Origin of the sequence: Tunturiibacter psychrotolerans (genome assembly GCF_051013365.1) — a bacterium.
GTDB classification, from domain to species: Bacteria; Acidobacteriota; Terriglobia; order Terriglobales; family Acidobacteriaceae; genus Edaphobacter; species Edaphobacter psychrotolerans_A.
Window position 1 is genome coordinate 838,517 of sequence record NZ_CP132941.1, and the last position, 19,309, is coordinate 857,825.

General features: G+C 55.1%; 17 protein-coding genes. 6 read left to right on the forward strand and 11 right to left on the reverse strand.

Going from position 1 to position 19,309, the window contains the following annotated elements:
* Positions 1-156 precede the first annotated feature (156 nt).
* Together pstS and mutL are read right to left on the reverse strand one after the other, a co-directional pair.
* Positions 157-1,254, reverse strand: a complete 1,098-nt coding sequence (gene pstS, locus RBB76_RS03280; RefSeq protein WP_429628842.1) for a phosphate ABC transporter substrate-binding protein PstS — start codon at positions 1,252-1,254, stop codon at positions 157-159.
* A gap of 110 nt (positions 1,255-1,364) precedes the next feature.
* Complete coding sequence (gene mutL / locus RBB76_RS03285) at positions 1,365-3,422, reverse strand: DNA mismatch repair endonuclease MutL (protein WP_429628917.1); 2,058 nt, start codon at positions 3,420-3,422, stop codon at positions 1,365-1,367.
* Between the two features lie 289 nt (positions 3,423-3,711).
* On the opposite strand from mutL, the gene RBB76_RS03290 reads away from it, so the two are divergent.
* Positions 3,712-4,251: a PEP-CTERM sorting domain-containing protein gene (locus RBB76_RS03290; RefSeq protein ID WP_429628841.1), complete on the forward strand. Its 540-nt coding sequence runs from the start codon at positions 3,712-3,714 to the stop codon at positions 4,249-4,251.
* Between the two features lie 97 nt (positions 4,252-4,348).
* On the opposite strand, the gene pyk is transcribed toward RBB76_RS03290, so the two are convergent.
* From pyk to RBB76_RS03310, 4 genes are all read right to left on the reverse strand, one after another.
* On the reverse strand, positions 4,349-5,830 hold the full coding sequence (gene pyk / locus RBB76_RS03295) for a pyruvate kinase (protein WP_429628916.1): 1,482 nt from the start codon (positions 5,828-5,830) through the stop codon (positions 4,349-4,351).
* Positions 5,831-5,954: 124 nt separating this feature from the next.
* Positions 5,955-6,803, reverse strand: a complete 849-nt coding sequence (locus RBB76_RS03300) for a YihY/virulence factor BrkB family protein (RefSeq protein WP_429628840.1) — start codon at positions 6,801-6,803, stop codon at positions 5,955-5,957.
* A 72-nt stretch (positions 6,804-6,875) separates the two neighbouring features.
* Positions 6,876-7,364: a thioredoxin family protein gene (locus tag RBB76_RS03305; RefSeq protein WP_429628839.1), complete on the reverse strand. Its 489-nt coding sequence runs from the start codon at positions 7,362-7,364 to the stop codon at positions 6,876-6,878.
* 132 nt (positions 7,365-7,496) lie between these two features.
* Complete coding sequence (locus tag RBB76_RS03310) at positions 7,497-8,648, reverse strand: VWA domain-containing protein (protein ID WP_429628838.1); 1,152 nt, start codon at positions 8,646-8,648, stop codon at positions 7,497-7,499.
* A gap of 359 nt (positions 8,649-9,007) precedes the next feature.
* Between RBB76_RS03310 and RBB76_RS03315 the strand changes: the two genes are divergently transcribed.
* From RBB76_RS03315 to RBB76_RS03325, 3 genes are all read left to right on the forward strand, one after another.
* A complete protein-coding gene (locus RBB76_RS03315) occupies positions 9,008-10,558 on the forward strand; it encodes a diguanylate cyclase (RefSeq protein WP_429628837.1) in 1,551 nt (516 codons plus the stop codon).
* 30 nt (positions 10,559-10,588) lie between these two features.
* Positions 10,589-11,572 (forward strand): alpha/beta hydrolase, encoded by a 984-nt coding sequence (locus RBB76_RS03320; RefSeq protein WP_429628836.1) that lies wholly within the window; start codon positions 10,589-10,591, stop codon positions 11,570-11,572.
* A 245-nt stretch (positions 11,573-11,817) separates the two neighbouring features.
* A complete protein-coding gene (locus tag RBB76_RS03325; RefSeq protein ID WP_429628835.1) occupies positions 11,818-14,184 on the forward strand; it encodes an EAL domain-containing protein in 2,367 nt (788 codons plus the stop codon).
* 37 nt (positions 14,185-14,221) lie between these two features.
* Here RBB76_RS03325 and RBB76_RS03330 read toward each other — a convergent pair whose 3' ends face one another.
* The 3 genes from RBB76_RS03330 to RBB76_RS03340 form a co-directional block, all read right to left on the reverse strand.
* Entirely contained in the window at positions 14,222-14,482 is a 261-nt protein-coding gene (locus tag RBB76_RS03330; protein WP_429628834.1) for a GlsB/YeaQ/YmgE family stress response membrane protein, read from the reverse strand.
* A 141-nt stretch (positions 14,483-14,623) separates the two neighbouring features.
* Positions 14,624-15,013: a DUF6979 family protein gene (locus tag RBB76_RS03335; RefSeq protein ID WP_429628833.1), complete on the reverse strand. Its 390-nt coding sequence runs from the start codon at positions 15,011-15,013 to the stop codon at positions 14,624-14,626.
* A 143-nt stretch (positions 15,014-15,156) separates the two neighbouring features.
* Entirely contained in the window at positions 15,157-15,984 is an 828-nt protein-coding gene (locus tag RBB76_RS03340; protein WP_429628832.1) for an ROK family protein, read from the reverse strand.
* Between the two features lie 513 nt (positions 15,985-16,497).
* Here RBB76_RS03340 and RBB76_RS03345 point away from each other — a divergent pair.
* Positions 16,498-16,950 (forward strand): TonB family protein, encoded by a 453-nt coding sequence (locus tag RBB76_RS03345; RefSeq protein ID WP_429628831.1) that lies wholly within the window; start codon positions 16,498-16,500, stop codon positions 16,948-16,950.
* Between the two features lie 109 nt (positions 16,951-17,059).
* On the opposite strand, the gene RBB76_RS03350 is transcribed toward RBB76_RS03345, so the two are convergent.
* Entirely contained in the window at positions 17,060-17,236 is a 177-nt protein-coding gene (locus RBB76_RS03350) for a hypothetical protein (RefSeq protein ID WP_433963516.1), read from the reverse strand.
* Positions 17,237-17,624: 388 nt separating this feature from the next.
* Here RBB76_RS03350 and RBB76_RS03355 point away from each other — a divergent pair, with 388 nt between their 5' ends.
* Positions 17,625-19,064 (forward strand): DUF418 domain-containing protein, encoded by a 1,440-nt coding sequence (locus tag RBB76_RS03355; protein WP_429628829.1) that lies wholly within the window; start codon positions 17,625-17,627, stop codon positions 19,062-19,064.
* A 6-nt stretch (positions 19,065-19,070) separates the two neighbouring features.
* On the opposite strand, the gene RBB76_RS03360 is transcribed toward RBB76_RS03355, so the two are convergent.
* Positions 19,071-19,301, reverse strand: a complete 231-nt coding sequence (locus RBB76_RS03360; RefSeq protein WP_429628828.1) for a hypothetical protein — start codon at positions 19,299-19,301, stop codon at positions 19,071-19,073.
* Between the last annotated feature and the right edge of the window lie 8 nt (positions 19,302-19,309).

Consider the following 19,309-nt stretch of genomic DNA (forward strand, 5'->3'; position numbering starts at 1 on the left):
GCTGAAATGCTTTGTATGTCTTTATAAGGATACCGCAAAGCGAGAGGTCTGCCCTCGAACAGGTAACAGGATCTGCGGTTTCTACGCTCCAAAAGACAAAGCCGCCCCTCCGCGACTTCATTTTTCACGCGGAGAAGACGGCCAGAGTGCGATCAGCTAAGGAAGAGGCTGGCCGGCCGCAGTCATCTGCTGGAGCTGTTGCCGATCGTAGCTCTTTACCCCCTCGGGAAGCGGCGCATAGTTGAGTGTCGCTGCAGCGGCCTGACCATCCGTGATGACGTACTGGACGAAGTTTCTAAGGGCGGTACGCTTGGCCACGTCGGGGCCATCCTTCGGGATGATGAGAAACGTGAGAGTGGAGATGGGATAAGCGTCAGGAGCTGAAGCCGGGGCGTTGACGATCGGCGTCCGTGGGTCTTTTGAGAGTTGATCGGTGAACGCGGCAATAGCAGCCGTAGTACTAGCGGTGTCAGGCAGAACATATTTGCCGGAAAGATTCTTCACGGCAGCTACGGGGAGCTTATTTTGCTGGGCAAAAGTGAGCTCAACGTACCCAATGGCACCAGGAGTCTGACGGACCTGCGCTGTGACGCCCTCGCTACCCTTGCCGCCGATACCGACGGGCCAATCGACTGAGTTACCGACACCAACCTTCTGCTGCCACTCCGGGCTGACGGCAGCGAGATAGGTAGTAAAGGCGTTAGTCGTGCCACTGCCGTCTGTACGGTGAGACACAAGGATCTTCGTGTTAGGGAGATTCACGCCAGGATTATCTTTGACCAGAAGTGGATCGTGCCAGGAAGTGATCTTACCGAGAAAGATGCCGGCAATGGCTTCCGACGAGAGTTGCATAGGCTTGTCGAGACCGGGGAGCGAGTAGGTGATGCAGACGGGACCAGCCGACTCGGGAATCTGAATCATAGGCTTCATGCCATTGAGTTGATCGTCGTTGAGCGCGGCATCTGAAGCTCCGAAATCGACTGTGCCGTTCTTAACCTGTTGAACGCCGCCACCAGAGCCTATTGACTGATAGTTGATGCGAACATTGGAATGCGCGTTGGAGAACGAGGATGTCCATCGGGACATTACAGGGTAGACGAACGTGCTTCCTGCCCCATTCAGTTCTACGCTCTGACCTTCACTACCGCTGGAGCTTGATTTGCAACCCGTGAAGACAACAAAAAGTGTGGATACCAGACAGAGAGCATATCCCGCTCGGAGTCGTACACAGGAGTTATCGGCTGAGTTACGCAAGGGATCCTCCATAAGAACGCGGTATTTGGTCTTAGTTTGGTTGCAAAAACACAGAGAGCAGGTTGCCGACGAGCGGGATATTCCTTGAAAATTCACAAAGTTGCAATTGCTCAAATGCGTTGAAATGCCTTTTGTATGTCCTTGTGGGAATAGCGCAACGCAATGGGTCTGCCGTGGGGACAAGCTGTGGGGTGTTCGGTTTTTCCCAGGGCATCGAGCAGCCATTCGATCTTTGAGAGTTCAAGCGGCTGATTGATCTTGATGGCGGCGTGGCAGGCAATCGAAGCGGCAATGCGGCGACGGCGGGCTTCTGAGTTTTCAGTCTGCCGATTCCGGTCAGGGATCGCCAGAATCTCTTCGAGCAGGTGTTCGAGTTCGCGACCTTGGAGACCTACTGGCGCGGCTTTGACCGCGAGAGTGCGGGGACCAAAGGGTTCTGCTTCAAAACCATTACGTTCCAACTCATCGGCAATTTCCGCAAAGGTAATCATCTGCGCTGGCAGCAAGTCGACGAGGAGCGGCATGAGGAGCCGCTGACGTTGGATCTGTTCGGTATCGCGATCGTGCAGGACTTTTTCGAACAAAACGCGCTCATGAGCCACATGCTGGTCGATGATCCACAGGCCCTCTTCGTTGGTGGCAAGGATAAAGGAGTCTCGAAACTGGCCCAGGGGCTTGAGAGTCGAGAGAGCAGTGAGTGTATCGGCTTGCTGTGGTGCCGCTGATTCGTAACTGGATTCAGCGTCCGCGAAATCGTGACCGACAGGGATACAGTGTCCGGAAAAGGCAAAGCGACCCGGGGAGGGGGGGGCGATCGGAGCGGCAAGTTCGAAGATGGGGGACTTTACGGGCTCAGGGGACTTTGGAATATCCCATTGGGCGGTTTCAGAACCATTTGAGAAATAGTCAGTTCCTTCCCCTTCACCACCCAAAGACTCCACGCGACCGTCTCCAAATGTCGTTGGCCGGAAGGTTGCACCGAAGACCGGCTGGGGGATGGCGTCCCCGCCGTCCGGAGGGCCCGGAAGCGGGCTAACGTCCAGGAGGAGCGAGCTTGACACACCATGCGGGCCATTCTGAAGTGCGGTAATGAAGCTGGCAGCCGGACGCGCCTGAGTGAGCGTGGTACGAATGCTGTCGCGGACAAAATCATGGACGAAGCTTGGCTGGCGGAAGCGCACTTCCGTCTTGGCCGGATGAACGTTGACGTCAACCTCTTGTGGCGGCATCTCGAGATAGAGGAGAACCACGGGATATGAAGTAGGAGGGAGGATGTTGCGGTAGGCCTCCGAGAGTGCATGGAGGATGAGCCTGTCGCGGATCAGGCGCTGATTGACGAAGACGTAGATGGAGTTGCGGTTGAGCTTCTGCAACTCGGGTTTGGAGATGAAGCCAGTGAGGCGAAGAAAACCAGGGTCGGGTGCAACGTAGTCCTCTTCGCGCTTCCAGGGAGGGGGCTCAGGCAGACCAACGCGAGTGAAATCAAGTTCGGCTGTGGTGGGCAGCATGTAGTTGCTGGTCTCTTTGCCGAAGATCTGGAAGAGTCGGTCTGCGCTGTTGCCAACAGCGGGGGCGACAAGGAGAGCCTGCGTGGAGGAGTGAAGCTCAAAGTGTTTTGTGGGATGGACGAGGGCATAATGCGTGACGAGCGCAGCGATGTGCGATAGCTCAGTCTGTTCGGACTTGAGGAACTTACGCCGAGCGGGAGTATTGAAGAAGAGGTCGCGAAGAGTAATGGTGGTGCCGACTGGAAGGCCAGCATCTTCGACGCGAAGGATATTGCCGCCGGCAATTTCAACGAGCGTACCCGAGGCCTCATCCGCGACGCGAGTTTCCAGCTGTAAGCGGGACACACTGGCAATCGAAGGCAGAGCTTCACCACGAAAACCAAGAGTTGCGATGGAGAGGAGATCGTCCGCATTGCGAAGCTTAGAAGTGGCGTGGCGCTCAAAAGCAAGGAGGGCATCATCCCGCACCATACCGTGACCGTTGTCGGCTATTCGAATGAGTTTTCGGCCGCCACCCTCGACCTCAATGCGGATGCGGGTTGCTTGAGCGTCCAGCGAGTTTTCGAGGAGTTCCTTTACGACGGATGCCGGGCGTTCGACGACTTCACCGGCGGCGATCTGATTCGCCACTAGGTCAGAGAGAATACGGATGCGGCCCATGAGATCGATTGTACGAGGATCCAAGAAACTGCTGGATTGCCGAGAGGCAGAAGCTGTCGGGAAGTCCAGAGCGACCCTTTGTTTGTTTTGTGGGAAATAGATTCTCGCTCGAGGCTTGATTGGGCAAATTAATACCACTTTGACATGCATTTATTTGCGCATCTCAATGCCACAAGTTCGCCATTGCATTAGAAAAGCCGTGATGAGTGGCGTTTCCCTAATCTGCGAATTGGCCATCAGAATGCACTGACTCACTGCAAGTACTCGTCCTGCAACTCTTAGGAGCCTCATGAAACAAAGAACACTGGGACTTTGCATTCTTGCCTTGGTTACTCTCGCCATTTCTTCCGTCGGTCACGCCGACACCTTCGATTTCAGTTTTTCGGGTATCCTCTTCTCCGGCTCCGGTACATTTACCGCAACAGAGGAAGGCGCTACAGACGTTTACGACGTAACAGGCGTCACAGGGACTGTCAGAGATTGGGCAGGATCCTCGAACATTTCATCGCTTATTGGACTGAACAAGTTCAACGGTAACGACAATAAGTTGATCTTTCCTGGCATCGCTCCGCCATTCTTGCCCACTAAGTTTTTTGACGGCAACGGCGTGTCTTTTGCCCTCGCCGACGGAGACGATATTGACCTGAACGATTCCTGGGGATCTGAATTCGCGGTGATAGGTGCCCCGAAAGGACTCGTCCTTCCCGAGGCCTCCACCATTGGCATCGCGAAAAATTCTCCAGTTCCTGAGCCGAGCACCCTTGCCCTGTTTGGTACGGGCATCTTTGGTATCGCTGGCGCCATTCGCCTTAAGTTGCGTTTTGCATGATTTGCTGGATCTCTGGTTAGATAAAAAAGCCGCTTCGGAATATCGAAGCGGCTTTTTATTTCTCCAATAGAGTCGAGTCTTGTGGCGTTCTATTCCATCATTTGATTTTCTTCTTCACTATCGAGCTGGCTTTGCGGGTTTCAGTATCGCGGTCGCCGACCATATGGAGGCGCATGAAGTTCGTCGCACCAGATTTGGTTCGGGTCCCGGCGACAATGCCGACGATCTGGCGCTGGTGAACATGGCCTTGCGTTTCGAGGATCTGTTCAGCCATGTTGACGAGCTTGTCTGTATCGCGAAAGCGAGCGCACAGGATGGGATAAGTGCCCCACAGCAGCATGCAGCGATTGATGACCTTCTCAAAGGGCGAGAGCGCGAAGATGGGCGGTTCGGGGTGATACTTGGAGAGAAGCCGAGCGGTCATACCGCTTTCGGTAAAGATAGCGATAGCGGCCACGTCGAGGTCGTCCGCCGCGTGGGACATACACTCGCAAATGGTCTCCGCGATAGAGAGGCGGACACTGGGGTGATGGCCAAGGGCAGGACGAGGATCGAGGCGGATCTGATGCTCGGTTTCGGTGATAATTTTTGCCATCATGGCGACGGCTTCTACGGGGTATTTACCAGCTGCGCTCTCGGCGGAAAGCATAACGGAGTCGGTGCCGTCGTAGATGGCGTTAGCGACGTCCGACGCCTCAGCGCGGGTGGGGCGCGGGTTGTCGATCATCGACTCTAGCATCTGCGTCGCAGTGATAACAGGCTTGCGGAACTCCGCGGCGCGGCGAATGATGTGCTTCTGGAGAGCTGGAACCTTCTCTGGCGGAACCTCCACACCCAAGTCGCCGCGAGCGACCATAATGGCATCTGTAACTTCGAGGATGCTGTCCAGGTGCTCGATGGCCTGTGGCTTTTCAAGCTTGGCGACGACCCACGCGTCGGACTTGAGAGCGGCCAGGCGATTCTTTACATGACGGACGTCATCCGCAGTCCGAACGAAAGAGACAGCGACCGTATCTACTCCCTGAGCGATGGCAAAGATGAGGTCCTCTTCGTCCTTTTCCGTGAGGGACGGAACGTTGACCGCGATGCCAGGAAGGTTAATTCCCTTATTTTCGCCCAGCATGCCCCCGTTGACGATCTCGCAAATAACATCAACGCCCTTGACGGAGTCCACGTGGAGTTCAATAAGGCCGTCGGATAGCAGGATGCGCGAACCTCGCTCGAGGTTTTCAGCGAGAGTCTTAAAAGTCGTACCGACGAGTGCAGCGTTGCCTTCAATTTCGCGTGGGGTGATGGTCAGGCGCTTGCCCGCGACCAGTTGGACGGGCTTGTGTCCCTTGAGCTTCCCCGTGCGGATCTTGGGACCCTGCAGGTCGGCTAGGATGCAGATGGGCTTGCGCTCCTCTTTAGAGATAGTGCGGACCATGCGGATGAGTTCGGCCTTTTGCTCGTGGCTGCCATGGGAAAAATTGAGGCGAGCGACGTCGAGACCCGCGCGAACGAGCGCGCGGAAAACCTCAGGGGTGTTTGAAGCTGGACCGAGCGTGGCCACAATCTTGGCGCGGCGACCTCGTTCCATAGCTACAAAGGGGGCAACGTCGGGCATGGAGTTCAAAGATTTCTTCATGGGCTGCTTGCGGAAACTTTCTCACCATCCCAAAGTTCGAATGGTATGACCAGTAGGTTTGACTTCCCTCGCAATTCTAACCGGGTGCAAGGGTATTTGGAGTGGGAGGCTGGGAATGAGGGTGGAAAAAGCGAGAGTGGAACTCTGCATTGAACTCGGCTCCGCAAAGAACGCAGAGCGAGATGATGTAAAGCCAAAACAGCAGCGCTATGCCGGCGCCGAGTGATCCATAGACCTGGGAGTAGTTGGCGAAGCGCGTGACATACCAGCCAAAGATGACAGTCGCGAGGAACCACATGGCTGTCGAGAAGAAAGCGCCGGGGAGGGTGCGCTTCCAAGACTGCTGCATAGGCGTTCCCATGTGATAGATCAGTGCGGTGATGCCAATGCTGCCTGTGAGGGCGACGCTCCAACGGATGAGAAGGGCGAAGATGTAGACCGGAGCGCGAGCAGAAGGAGCAACGTGTACAGCGAGCCAGGTCGTGATGAAGTGACCGAAGACCACGAGAACGCTGGCCAGAGCAAAAGGTATGAGCGAGAGTGGAACCAGCACCAGAGCGCGGATACGGCGCTGCCAGAAAGTCCAACAATTGATAGGAAGGTCATTGGCGCGGCGGAGCCCCTCCATAATTGTGGCGAGAACACTTGAGGCTCCTGTGAGACTGACCAGGAACGCGACGCTGAGAGCATGCGTCGAACGGGCAGTTTCTGGCGAAGAGACGAAGTAGCTCTGAAGCAGCGGGCTGACGTCTGGGGGGAGGATGCGATCGAAAAAGATGGAAAACTGGTAACGCAGTGGCGCGGTATCAGGAACCATACTGATCATCGCGGCGGCGACAATGAGCGCCGGGAAGAGCGTGACGATCGCGGAGTAGGCGGTGGACTGGGCGAGGTTGAGACTATCGTGTCTTATCGCACGGAGCATTGTTCCATGTAGGATCCGGGGAAAACCTAGGAGTCTTCTCATGGAAGCAGCCCGGAGGATGAAGGACGCGGTCTACGCCTTCCAACGATTGAGGAAGGCAGTAACAGCCTCAACACTGGTGTGTTCGAACTCCTTCTCGTGTTCGGCGTAAAGGAGGTTGCCGTGGGCGTCGATGACAGCGAGAGAAGGAATGCCATGGGCGATGGGAACATGATACTTCTTTGCCACGTCCACGTTGTGGTCGACATGCCCGGTATCGATATGCACAACAAGGAAGTGTTTCGCGAGAAGCTCTGCATTGGGACTCTGCCGATAGTAGTAGTCGAGAACCTGGCAGTCGCCGCACCAGTTTGCGCCGAAGTCGAGAATAATGCGCTTATGCTCGCGGCGCGCGGTAACCATTGCGGCCGCAATATCAGCGCTGGCGTTCGCGGTCTCCGAATAGAGGTTCCTATTGACCATGAAGACGGACTGTGCAGAGGCCGGAGCAAAAGAAATTACCGTGAGCGGTAACAGCATTATCGCGACCGTACGAAAGATATTGTTGAGTTTTGTATTCATGAGACAACCTGGTTCGAGTTTCGTGGGAAGTGGTATATCGCTGTGCGATGAAGCGTCGCAGCACTATTCACTGATGATGCACGAATATTGGAGCGTGACGCAAAACTAAGGTTTAGAAAGATGAGACGGAAGTCACTTTCCGCCGTAGTAACCGTCACGGGTCTGAATAACGAGACCCTTTTGATGTACATCTACTGCGACTTGATGGTAGCCGTTGGACGCTGCATCCTGGGTGGGGGTATAGCCGAGGCGGTATTGGGCTCGAAGCTCTTCGGCTATCTGATTGTAGATCTGCGCAACATCCTGATTTTTCTTGACTTCAAAGAGGCGTCCGCCAGTCTCCTGGGCCATACGTTCAAGGATCTTCTTACCGTCAACGTGACTCTGGCTCGGATAATTGCCTCCATTACCGCCACCATTTCCTCCCCCTGGATATCCCCCACGGCCACCTGGGTAGCCACCGCCAGGATATCCACCTCCAGGAAAACCACCCCCAGGATAACCGCCACGGCCGTGCTGAGGGTTATTGTTCTGTGGATGAGACTCCTCGCCCTTGAAATAAATGGCGTAAATAATGGTATCGGCTCGCTGGGCCGCTTCGATAGAGCGGACAAGATTCTCCTTACTGTTTCGGTCGACGCCATCGGAAAGGATGACAAGGGCTTTGCGTCCGGTCTGCTTGCTCATCAGTTCGTCTGACGCAAGAAACAGAGCGTCATAGAGAACCGTCCCTCCGCGAGCATGACTCCGGTTGTCGGTGTCATCGTCGGTCGAGGACGCACCGGGGCTGTCGATTTCTTTGAGCGCCTTCTGAAGGAGCGGACGGGACGTGGTCAAATCCTGCAGCAACTCCGTTTGGCGCGCAAATTGGATAACGAAGGCCTGATCCTTCGGATTGGTCAGCATCTGATCGAGGAAGGTGCTGCTGGCCGTACGCTCTTCGTCGAGGACGCTTCGCTGCGATTGGCTCGTGTCAACCATCAGACCCAAGGTAAGCGGGAGGTTCGTATCTTTATCGAAGTAGCGGATGGCCTGAGGTTTGCCGTCCACCTGAAGGGTAAAGTCGTCCTTAGTAAGATTTTGGATGAGTGCTCCTTTCTTGTCGCGGACGACGACCGGGAGATTGACCAGCCGGGCATCGACGGCGATCGTCGGTACCGCAGTGGAGGTCGACCCATCAGGTGAAGCGGTTTTTTGCTGTTCGCTGTGGCCTGGAACGCAGAGGTTAGCCATGAACAGGACAACGACCACTAGAACGGGCCGGAGCAATTGGCGGGTGATCATGTGAGTTTAGACGGTTCCGGATTGTTGGGGTTTCAATCCGGCGGTGGTTTGACCAGACGTTCTGCTGACGAGAAATCTCCGGCTTGCTACTATCGAGTCATCGTTTCAATCTGGTCTTCTGGTTCCCGGTTTTCGGATTCTAGTGAGGTGCTAACAGAAGGCAGGTTCTGCACGTGCAGGTCATTATGTGTCATCGACGTCTGCTGCTACTACATATCGCCGGCGAATCTTCGGGATCAACAGCCGCAATTCCTGAACAAGCAGGGCGAAGGATAGTATGGGGTGCTCTGTGCATGAAGCTGTCAGACAACCCCCTTGCAGTATGCTGAGATTGTTGGGAGATGCGGAACGAGAGTGCGATGGACATAGTCAAAAGCGTTGGCGAAGCGTCGCTCGATGTGGGGTTGAATGATTGTGCTGCCGCTGAGATCCCTAATGCTCAAACAGAGTCCAAGCCTCTTCACTGGGGACACCTGACTGCGACATTCTTTGTTCTGCTGTTGTTTTCCTGGCTGGGGATCGTGCTTTCGCGACAATCGGACGGTGTCGCGACGATCTGGTTCACCAACGGACTTTTGTTTGCCCTAGTGGTAGCGCGGCCGAAAAACACCTGGATTCCTTATTTTATTGCGGGCTTCCTGGCTGATACGCTGGCCGATGTGATTTATGGGGACCCGCTACGGCTGTCAATCGGCGTGGCGGTCGCCAACTCCGTGGAAGTGATCATTTCGTCTGTGCTGTTGACGCGGTGGTTCGGGAGTCCTCTGCAGCTAACCAAACGCCTTCCGTTACTGGGCTTTCTTGGAATCGCGGTGGTGGGGGCGACAGCGCTGACCAGTGCCCTGGGAGCTTCGTGGACTCTGCTCTTCGTGGACACGGGCCCCTGGTGGATGCTGTTTCGCACCTGGTATCTCGGGGATGTACTGGGTATGGCCATCATTGCGCCATTGGTCTTCATTCTGCAGCGACCGGGGTTCTTTACGATGCTGCAAAGTAAGCAACTGCCGAGGACACTGTTGCTACTCTTGGTGCCGGCCGCCGCGACAGCGCTAGTGTTCAGCCACAGCAAGGACCCGCTAATCTTCTTTATCTTTCCCGCGCTGTTGCTCGTAACGTTCCGATTGGGCTTTCCGGGCACTGTGCTCGCCGTATTTGTGATTGCTCTGATCTCGATCTGGTTCACAGTTACCGGACACGGTCCATTAATGCTAATCACCGGGACAAATCTGCTCCATAAGATTGTGATTGAGCAGATCTTCCTCGCGGTAGCCCTTTTCACGTTCTTCCCGGTGGCTGCCCTGCTTGAGGAACGAAAAGCGCTCGAGATATCACTACAGAAGAGCGAACTGCGATATCGCGAGTTGGCTAACGCGGATGCATTGACGGGATTGGCAAACCGCCGAGCTTTCGATGAAATATTGGAGGAGGCGTGGAACCGGGCGACACGCAACGAGCAATCGTTAGCGCTGCTGTTGATCGATGTGGATCTTTTCAAAGCCTATAACGACCTCTACGGACACGTCGGTGGAGATGAGTGTCTGCGCTGCATCGCGAAAGTGATTGCGAGCGCGCTACAGGGTAGAGCTGAAATTGCCGCGAGGTTTGGAGGCGAAGAGTTCGCCATCATCCTTCCGAACACAACTATCGAGACCGCGGTGCAAGTTGCCGAAGACGTCCGGCATGCGGTTGCTGGCATGAAGGTACCGCATTCGGGAAATCAACTTGGGATCCAAACAATCAGCGTAGGAGTGGCCGCCGGAGTACCACCCCGGAACGCCACGGCGATATCTTTGCTCACAGCCTCCGATCACGCGTTGTATCGTGCGAAGTATTTGGGACGTAACAGGGTGGAATCTGCAGCTGCCGTAATAAATCGACCCGAGATGTCCACTGCGGATTCAACGGCTTGAAGTTTAGGACTGCCACCACGCATGAGAAGCATGTATCTTAACGGGACGATGAAACAACTTCTTTGGCTATCACTAGGTTGTTTCTGTGGGTGCCTTGGAGTAGGGTGCGCCTCGACCTCGGCTACGGCGGCTACGTCAGCGCACTCCGTCGCCGTAGAAACGGCAACCGTAACGAAGCCTCCGAAGGGCTTCGCAAAGGCTGTGGCGCTATGGCCAAACGGAGCACCCGGTGCGTTGGGTGACGGTGAGGGAGATATCCCCAAGATTTACGTGTATCCGGCGCCAGGGTCCGGCATACATTCCGCAGTCATCGTGATCCCAGGAGGCGGTTACGTCCACCTGGCCATCGAAAAGGAGGGGGGCGAGGAGGCGCGCTGGCTGAATGCGCACGGCGTGACTGCTTTTGTGTTGGAGTATCGACTCGGCCCAAGATACCATTTCCCTTCTCCAATGTTGGATGGTGCACGGGCAATGCGCTATGTTCGCAGCCACGCGTCGGAATTGGGAATAGCGAGAGACAAGATTGGGCTTTGGGGTTTCTCGGCAGGTGGTCATTTGGCGAGCTATCTGGCGACAGTGAATGACAACGGCACTTCGGGCGCTGAGGATCCAATCGACAGAGTTAGCGACCGGCCGGACTTCGCTATTGTGTCCTACGGGCGCTACACGATGGACGACTCGATACCCAGGAAGACGAATATGGAAGGGTTGCTGGGTGACCATCCAACGAAGGCGATGCTTGACTCCATCTCGGTGGTGAAGCGAGTGACGAAAAATACCTCTCCCTGCTTCATCTTCTCGACTACTGCCGACCAGACGGTAAATCCGATGAATGCAACGGCGTTCTACGACGCACTCAAACAGGCAGACGTGCCCGTGGAGCTGCACATCTTCGAGCGTGGGCAACATGGGACCGGAATGGCGCAAGGGATCAAGGGAATGCCCGAGATAGCCATCTATCCCACCCTGGTCGCAAACTGGATGGAAATGCATGGCTGGATGTCGCAGGAGTAATATGCCGTGGAGATCTTCCAAGCAAGATGAACTCGAAATAATTGATCTCGGGCTACAAGGAACAAATAGACTGCACTTGGCGTCGCTGCAGAATATCGACGGAATAAAGGAGTCGAACTAGCGTTTTAGGAGATATACGGACGCTGCATATTTTATTGCGAAAGATTTGCTTCGTTTGTTTACGCTGGCAGACGGTAGGAAAACACCATGCTGGCACTATTCTGGCTTGTATTTCGAGGTATTTCTTGAAGGCTTCTGCGCTCGACTCACAGCGATCCTGGGTTTGGAAGACAATTCTCTCAGCGGCGGCGCTTACGCTGACGGTGACGCAACTCTGGCGGGTCGATCATGGAGCTGCGGTTGGGAAGTTGAGCACCATTATCGTCATGATATCGGGCACCGCGATTGCAGTGTGGGCGCTATGGCGCGAATATAGCCGCGTAGGGAAGATGAGAGGGGTTGAGCAGGCGCATTCGCAGTTTTTGGCAGCGGCTGAGTCCAGCCTTGATGCCTTTGGGCTCTTTGAATCTGTGCGAGATGAAGCCGGCAGGATTTCGGACTTCCGCGTGTTGTACGTCAATGCCAACGTCGAACGACTAATGGGACAATCCCGATCCGAACTCCTCGGGAAGACGCTCTGCACGGTGACCCCAATGGAGGCTTCCGGTTCGATGTTTGGCCGGTTTTGCAGGGTTGTCGAAACGGGCGAATCTTTGAATGACGAGTTCCCGGTAAGCAATGCGAATATCAAGGCGTCCTGGTTGCAAATCCAGGTCGTCAAGCTCGGTGATGGGCTTGCCGTCACTGTTAGTGATATTAGCGAAGCCAAGGAGACCCAGGAGCGATACGAGCACCTTGCGGAGTTCACTGACTCCGTTTTTCAGAACGCCCCCTTCAGCATCGTCACAACCGACACCCAGGGAATGATTACCGCGATGAACAGCGAGGCGGAAAAGCTGACAGGCTATCGCTGCGAGGAACTAGTCGGGAAGGCCTCGCTAACAATCCTCCACGATGAGCGAGAACTTTTGGGCAGGTCCGTCGCTATCGACTCCGCAGCGTCACTAGAAGAATATGGGTTCGGAGTTCTGACTGCGGGGGCAGCCGCGGGAGAGATGGGCGAGCAAGAGTGGACGCTGATTAGACGCGATGGAGCGAGAACTCCAATCAATCTTGCCGTAAGAGCAGTGACCACCCCGGCTGGTCAGGTGAGCGGCTTTGTCAGCATCGCGTTCGATATTACTGATCGCCGTCAGATGATGGAGTATGTCACTCATCTGGCCACGCATGACCAACTGACAGGACTGACCGGGCGAGCGCTGCTGCAGGACAAGACGGTACAGACAGTGGAACTGGCACGACGCTACGGAACGAAGGTCGCGGTCTTTGTGATCGATTTGGATAACTTCAAACGTATCAATGACTCCTTGGGACATAATGCGGGAGACCAGATCTTGATCGAGGCTGCGCAGAGATTGAGCCGCTCCGTACGCAGCACGGATGTTGTCGCACGGGTAGGTGGAGACGAGTTTGTGGTGGTGATGCCGGACATCACCAACGTGGACGACGTTGAGCAGTGTGCGGCCAATCTGGTAGCCCGGTTGGCGCCGGAGATCTCAATCGAAGGGCACTTGGTGCACGTAACGGCAAGTGTCGGTGTCTGCATTTACCCGGACTTCGCAAGCGATGCCAAGCACCTGCTCAAACGAGCAGATTCAGCGATGTACGCTGCGAAAGACAATGGGAGAAACCAGTTCCAGATCTTCAGCGAGAGCATGCTGAAAGAGACGGCGGAACGTCTCACGATGGAGCATGCGTTGCGCCACGCTCTCGGAAACAAAGAGCTCAGCATGCACTACCAGCCCCAAATCTCGTTGACGACTGGAAGAGTGACCGGCATGGAAGCTTTACTGCGCTGGACTCACCCGAGACTGGGGAGCATATCGCCGTCGCAATTTATTCCGTTGGCAGAAGAAACGGGGCTGATCGTTCCCATCGGGGAATGGGCCTTCATGACAGCATGTTGCGAGGGTAAAGCCTTGCGAGACGAGCTTGATATGGACCTCACGGTTTCAATCAACCTATCGCCACGACAGTTTCAACAGAAGAATCTAGTTCATGTGGTTGAACATTCGCTCTCCAAGAGCGGCTTGTCCCCTGACAAACTGCAGATCGAGATCACAGAAAATATGTTGATGGTGAACTCCGAGCATGTTCTGGACAAGCTGCAGAGAATACGGGAGTTGGGAGTCCGCATCTCGATTGACGACTTCGGCACTGGATTCTGCAGTTTCTCGTATCTGCTGGAATATCAGGTCGATCGATTGAAGATCGATCAGAGCTTCGTGAAGAAGGCAGGGACCGATGCAAACGCTGCAGCGGTAGTTCGAACCATTATTGCAATGTCTCACGGACTCAACATCAAGGTTGTGGCAGAAGGCGTCGAGACCGACGAACAGATGCGGTTTCTGTTACGCAGGAAGTGCGACGAAGCTCAAGGGAATTTTATTGCGAAGCCGGTACCGCAGGCAGAGTTCTGTGAGGTAGTCCGTCGGTACGCAAACAATCCTTCCACTCCAGAGTCGGAGCCGGTGTCTGGGTTGGTTCGGTAATCGCTGTGCTAGATGTTCGAAATCTTGGCTGTCATCGCTAGGTAGTCACCCGGCTGCGCCTGATCAGATGATAGATGCCTAGCAGGATAAGGGCTCCCACCAGAGACATTAGAAAACCAGCCGATTGATCAGGCTCGTAGTGTCCAATCGCGCGTCCGAGGAAGGTTCCAAGGAAGGAGCCGGCTATACCAATCAGCATGGTGATGAAGATGCCGCCGGGCTCTTTGCCTGGCATGATGAGCTTGGCGAGCGCGCCGACGATCAGACCGATGAGAGCCGTCCAAATCAGATGCATCATAAGCGGTTCCTCCACGTTGTTTTCCGGGGCGACCGGAGACATCTCGATTGATGGGAGAAGAATACTACTACTTTCGGCCGATGCAAGAGGTTGATCCTGCAAGACTCCGAGATTTCGTTTGGTGGAATCGGGGTGGAGGGTTCAGGCGCTGCGGACGATCAGGTCATTCTTCCATAGGGCTAGTACGACATCCATTTGGCTGTTGTGCGCAATGTCTTCGCCGTCGGTGACCTCGGCCCAGAGGGCGTTGACCGTCTTGTGGGTTCCGGCGTTGAGAAGCGACACGGCGCGAAGAGTGTAGGCCTTGCCTTTGTTGGAGGGGGCGTACTGGCCGGCTGGGATGCCTTTGATCAGGCCGGCTTCGCAGAGGCTAAGGAAGGCGAAGCGGGGTCCCCCCTTTCGCTGGGCTGAGGGGCTGGAGGGATAGAGTTTGGCGGTCGCCTGCTCCCAGCGAGCTGCAGGAGTGATGGCCTTGCCGTATGTCTCCATGCGGGCCGCAATGAGAGCGGCTTCACCGTATCTGTTCGCCATGGTGTCTCTCCTGTGAGGATTGTTTCAGAATGTAACGGAAGCCGCGATTGACGTTAACGCGAGATCGTTTGGCGAGGCGATGACTCAGTCTCGCTGAGACCGAATTCATCGCTTGCCGAACCGTCGTGGATGCTCCCGTCTGGTCAGGTCTTTTGTGTTCGCTTGGCCGAACTTTGCTTGGCGGGGACGTGATTTGCCAGTTCGGGATCGACGTCCTGCCAGAGCTTGATGCCGCCGTCGATTGCGTTACTGTTTGCGCCGAGGATCACGTGGTTCGGCAGGTCCTTCATCAGCTTGGCGTTGCCGCCGCCCAGGAGCACGGTCTCGCAGACCATGCCGGCCTGAAGGCGGGTGATGATGTCCAGGACGGACTTTCTCCAACGCTTAACACCCCGACGTTCGAGGCCAGCGACACCGATGTACTGTTCGTAGGTTAGGCCTTTTTTGTAGGGCAGATGAGCGAGTTCGAGGGGGATGACGATGCCGTCGAAGATCATCGCCGAGCCCAGGCCGGTGCCGGTACCGAGGAAGAGCATGCGGCCGCCCTTGTATCCGCCCAGAGCTTGCATGGCGGCATCGTTGATGAAGCGGAGCGGCTTACCGAAGGCCTTTTCGTAAGGAAAATCGATCCAGCCTGCTCCCAGGTTATGGGGCTCGGCGATGGGACGATGGTGGACGACCGGACCTGGGTACCCGATGGAGATACAGTCGTAGGTCCAGCCCGCGGTGGCGGCGAGCACGTCCTTGGTCATCTCTTCCGCGGTCATGGTGGGACCGGAGGGAATCTTGACGGGGACACGCATGTCGGTCGAGGCAACCTTGATGTTGGTGCCCCCTATGTCTATGACCAGAACTTTCATTGAATTGGATGTTAGCAGCGTTGGATCACTTTTGGGCCACATTGACAGAGGCTGGCCGGTGAGGATGCCGGACAACCGGATGGGGGTGCCCCCCCGGGGTTGTGCTGTCAAGTATTTCCTTATCAGCTACTTACAGTTTAGCCCCTCTCTAAAGTATTCATAGCAAAAGGTTTAAACGCAAAATATTCATTCCATTGGAGTTACGACTTGGGGTCACAGAGACGCCCCGATTTAGGACTTTGTCCTCAGAACTAATTCAATTTTACAGGTTTGGGCATAACTCATACGCCACGCGAAAAGTCTTGCAGGGCGCGGATTTTGACGTCGTTGGGGGTTGACAGCCTTTTTTTCAGGCAAAGTTTGCATTCCTCTATCTCGGTCGCGGCGACGATTCCAATGATGCTGCTGAAAGGGTTTGAATGGTTCGCTTTGCCTGAACTGAAAGAGAACAAAAAGCGAATTAGTAATGATGGCGGTGTCTTGATTTTTCGAAGTTGAAGCGAATGATCTCGGAGTAATTTATTCATTCTAAAAGGTAAATTATTGTTATTACATTTTCATTGACATTCGTATTCGTCTAGGTTTATTGTGGTGATGGGAACACTTGCCCTAGGAATTGATAATATGCGTCGAATCATTGTGGCCACCCTCGCCCTGTCCCCCATGTTGCTTCACGCTCAGGCAAATTCGCCTGCAAAAACCCAGACCACTGCCGCCAACACCCTGCGCTCTGAGCTGGTTGCCCCAGCGTTGACCGGTTCAGATACCGCTGGCACAACGTCTTCTATCCGCGTCTCCACCGGAGTCAATGCTCCTAAGTTGATCTATACCGTCGGAGTTGAATCAGACTCTGACTTTGCTCCAGCGACCTCGTTTGAAAGAACCGCAGTTGTTTCGATGACGGTCGACCCGAGCGGCAAGCCGACCGATCTGAAGATCGTTCAATCGGTAAACCCCGTGATGGACCGCAATGTTCTGAACGCAGTCAGCCAGTATCGCTTCACTCCGGGCACTCTGGATGACCAGCCCACTGCAGTTCCGGTGAATCTGGCAGTGATTTTGAAGGCCTCTCGGTAGTTTGTCGTTTTAGCGACAGCCCTTCCCTCAAGAGTATTTAAATGTTGGGTTGAAATAGAAAAGACAGGCTCACTCGAGTCTGTCTTTTTTTTTCGGTTCGAACTGGTTGTCATCGCGAGGCTGCGGGAGTCGCAGTGGGGCTCTGTTGGCCTTTTCCGCTGGGATTCGGGCGGAGGACGATGAAGAGCGCAATCGAAGCGATGATGATGCAGGTGATGACGATGAGCAGGACTGGACTGCAGAAGGCTGGTCTTTTGTCGGGTGGCGGGACTGGGGAGGATGCCATGGCTGGTTGGATGCAGAATGCACGAGAGTGCGATTTGTTTCTGATGCGTCTAGCGCGATTTCTGGTGGGTTCTGCAAGCGGATGGCGACAGAAAGCCACTTTTTGATGATGTGCTCTAGTTGAAACGCATAAATCGATGGAGTGAAATTGTGGGAACCCAAGATGCGCGACAAACGTATGTGCAGGCTAGAGATTGATTCAGCGGCCGAGGCTTGGCAAGAGGTTTCTCGAGAACGACCTTGCTTAAAACCCATGAATGATGCGCAGTATCAGGCGATTTCGCTTGATTGGCGGCAGACCGGATGGGATACTGCGGGGGAATATAAGGTGAATGAGTTGTCGCGCGCGAGACTAGGCCTAGAGACTTGAGAGTGCTCCTGGAGGAGTGATGGCGAGTGTTGCTGGGTTGGGTGGTGTCGATGAGGGGATGGTGACGCCGGGGGCTCCAGAAGAACTAGCTGGACCGCCGCATGAGGAGCTAAGCGCAACGAGGCCCGTCGCTCGTGGTGAGCGAATCAGCAGCATGGATGTGTTGCGGGGATTCTCCCTGATGGGCATCCTGGTGATGAACATCACCGATTTTGCGTATGGATATGCGAACTACATGTATCCGCTGAGCACGGTGAAGCCGGTGTTCAGTGGGCCGCACTGGAAGATCAATACGACAATGTGGTTTCTGCGCTGGATCTTTGCCGAGGGCAAGATGCGAGCGCTGTTTTCCATGCTGTTCGGGGCGGGCGTAATTCTGCTGACGGAGCGAGCGCTGTCGCGCGGGGCGGGTATCAAAGCGGCGGACATCTTCACGCGGCGCAATATGTGGCTGGTGCTGATCGGGATGTTGCACGGATACCTGATCTGGGACGGCGACATACTCTTCTACTATGGCGTGGCGGCGCTGCTGTTTCTGTTTCCGTTCCGCAATGTTCGCGTGAAGCGACTGATGTGGACTGCGGGAGTCATTCTGTTTCTCAACTCGATCCTGATGATGGGCGGTCAGTACGGCAGCGCTTATAGCGCGAAGAAGGCCGCAGAAAAGGCAAATGCAAAGCTGGCGCAACACCAGACACTGACAGAGGATGAGATCAGCGATCTGAAGAAGTGGAAGAATACCCAAGAACGTTGGCGTGCACCGGACAAGAAAAAGTTTGAAGACATCGCACCCATGCAGAAGGGCTACTGGTCGGCGCAAGGGCATGTAGCTCAGAACGTTTTGCTGGGCGAACTGAAAGGGGCTTACTTCGGGTTTGGCGACTGGGTGGGGTTGATGCTGCTGGGCATGGCACTGTTCAAAAATGGATTTCTGCCGGGCCGGCTGAGTATGAAGACATATGCGTGGGTCGCGGTAATTGGGCTCCCGATCGGCTGGCTGGTTCCTGGCATTGGGGCCTGGAAGGCGTGGGCGGGCCACTTCGATATGTTCAACACGTATATCTGGATGCAGGCTCCCTATGACATTGGAAGAATTGCGGGCGCGCTGGGGAATGCTGCGCTGCTCTTGATTCTGATCAAGGCAGGAGTATTTCGGTGGCTGCTGGCGCGGGTTGCCGCAGTGGGACAGATGGCGCTGTCGAATTATTTGCTGACAAGTCTCACGATGAAGACGATCTTCGTGTGGGGATCGTGGCACTGGTATGGCTATGTGGAGTACTACAAGATCTACTATGCCGTACTGGGAATGTGGATCTTCAACATGGCGTTCAGTTCGATCTGGCTGCGGTACTTTGAGTTTGGGCCGATGGAGTGGGTGTGGCGTTCGCTGACGTATTGGAAGCGGCAGCCGATGCGGATTCGAACATCGACTGCGGCTCCGGTTTCGGTCTCGCTTTAGAAAGCTTCAGCTCACGGGATGGTGTCCGTGATGCTTGACGTACTGCGAGAGGGATTCGAACTTGGACTCCTTGAGGAGTTCGCCGAGGGTGCGCTCGCCGTCCCAATCAGGGGCGAAGTGTTTTCCGTAGTGTTCACGCAGGTGTTTGATCTTCGTGGTGGGATGCTTGTGATCGGTCTGCCCGTCTTTGTCGCGGGCACGTCCATCAAGGCCTGGATTTTTGGGGCTGTCGCTCATATTGGCTC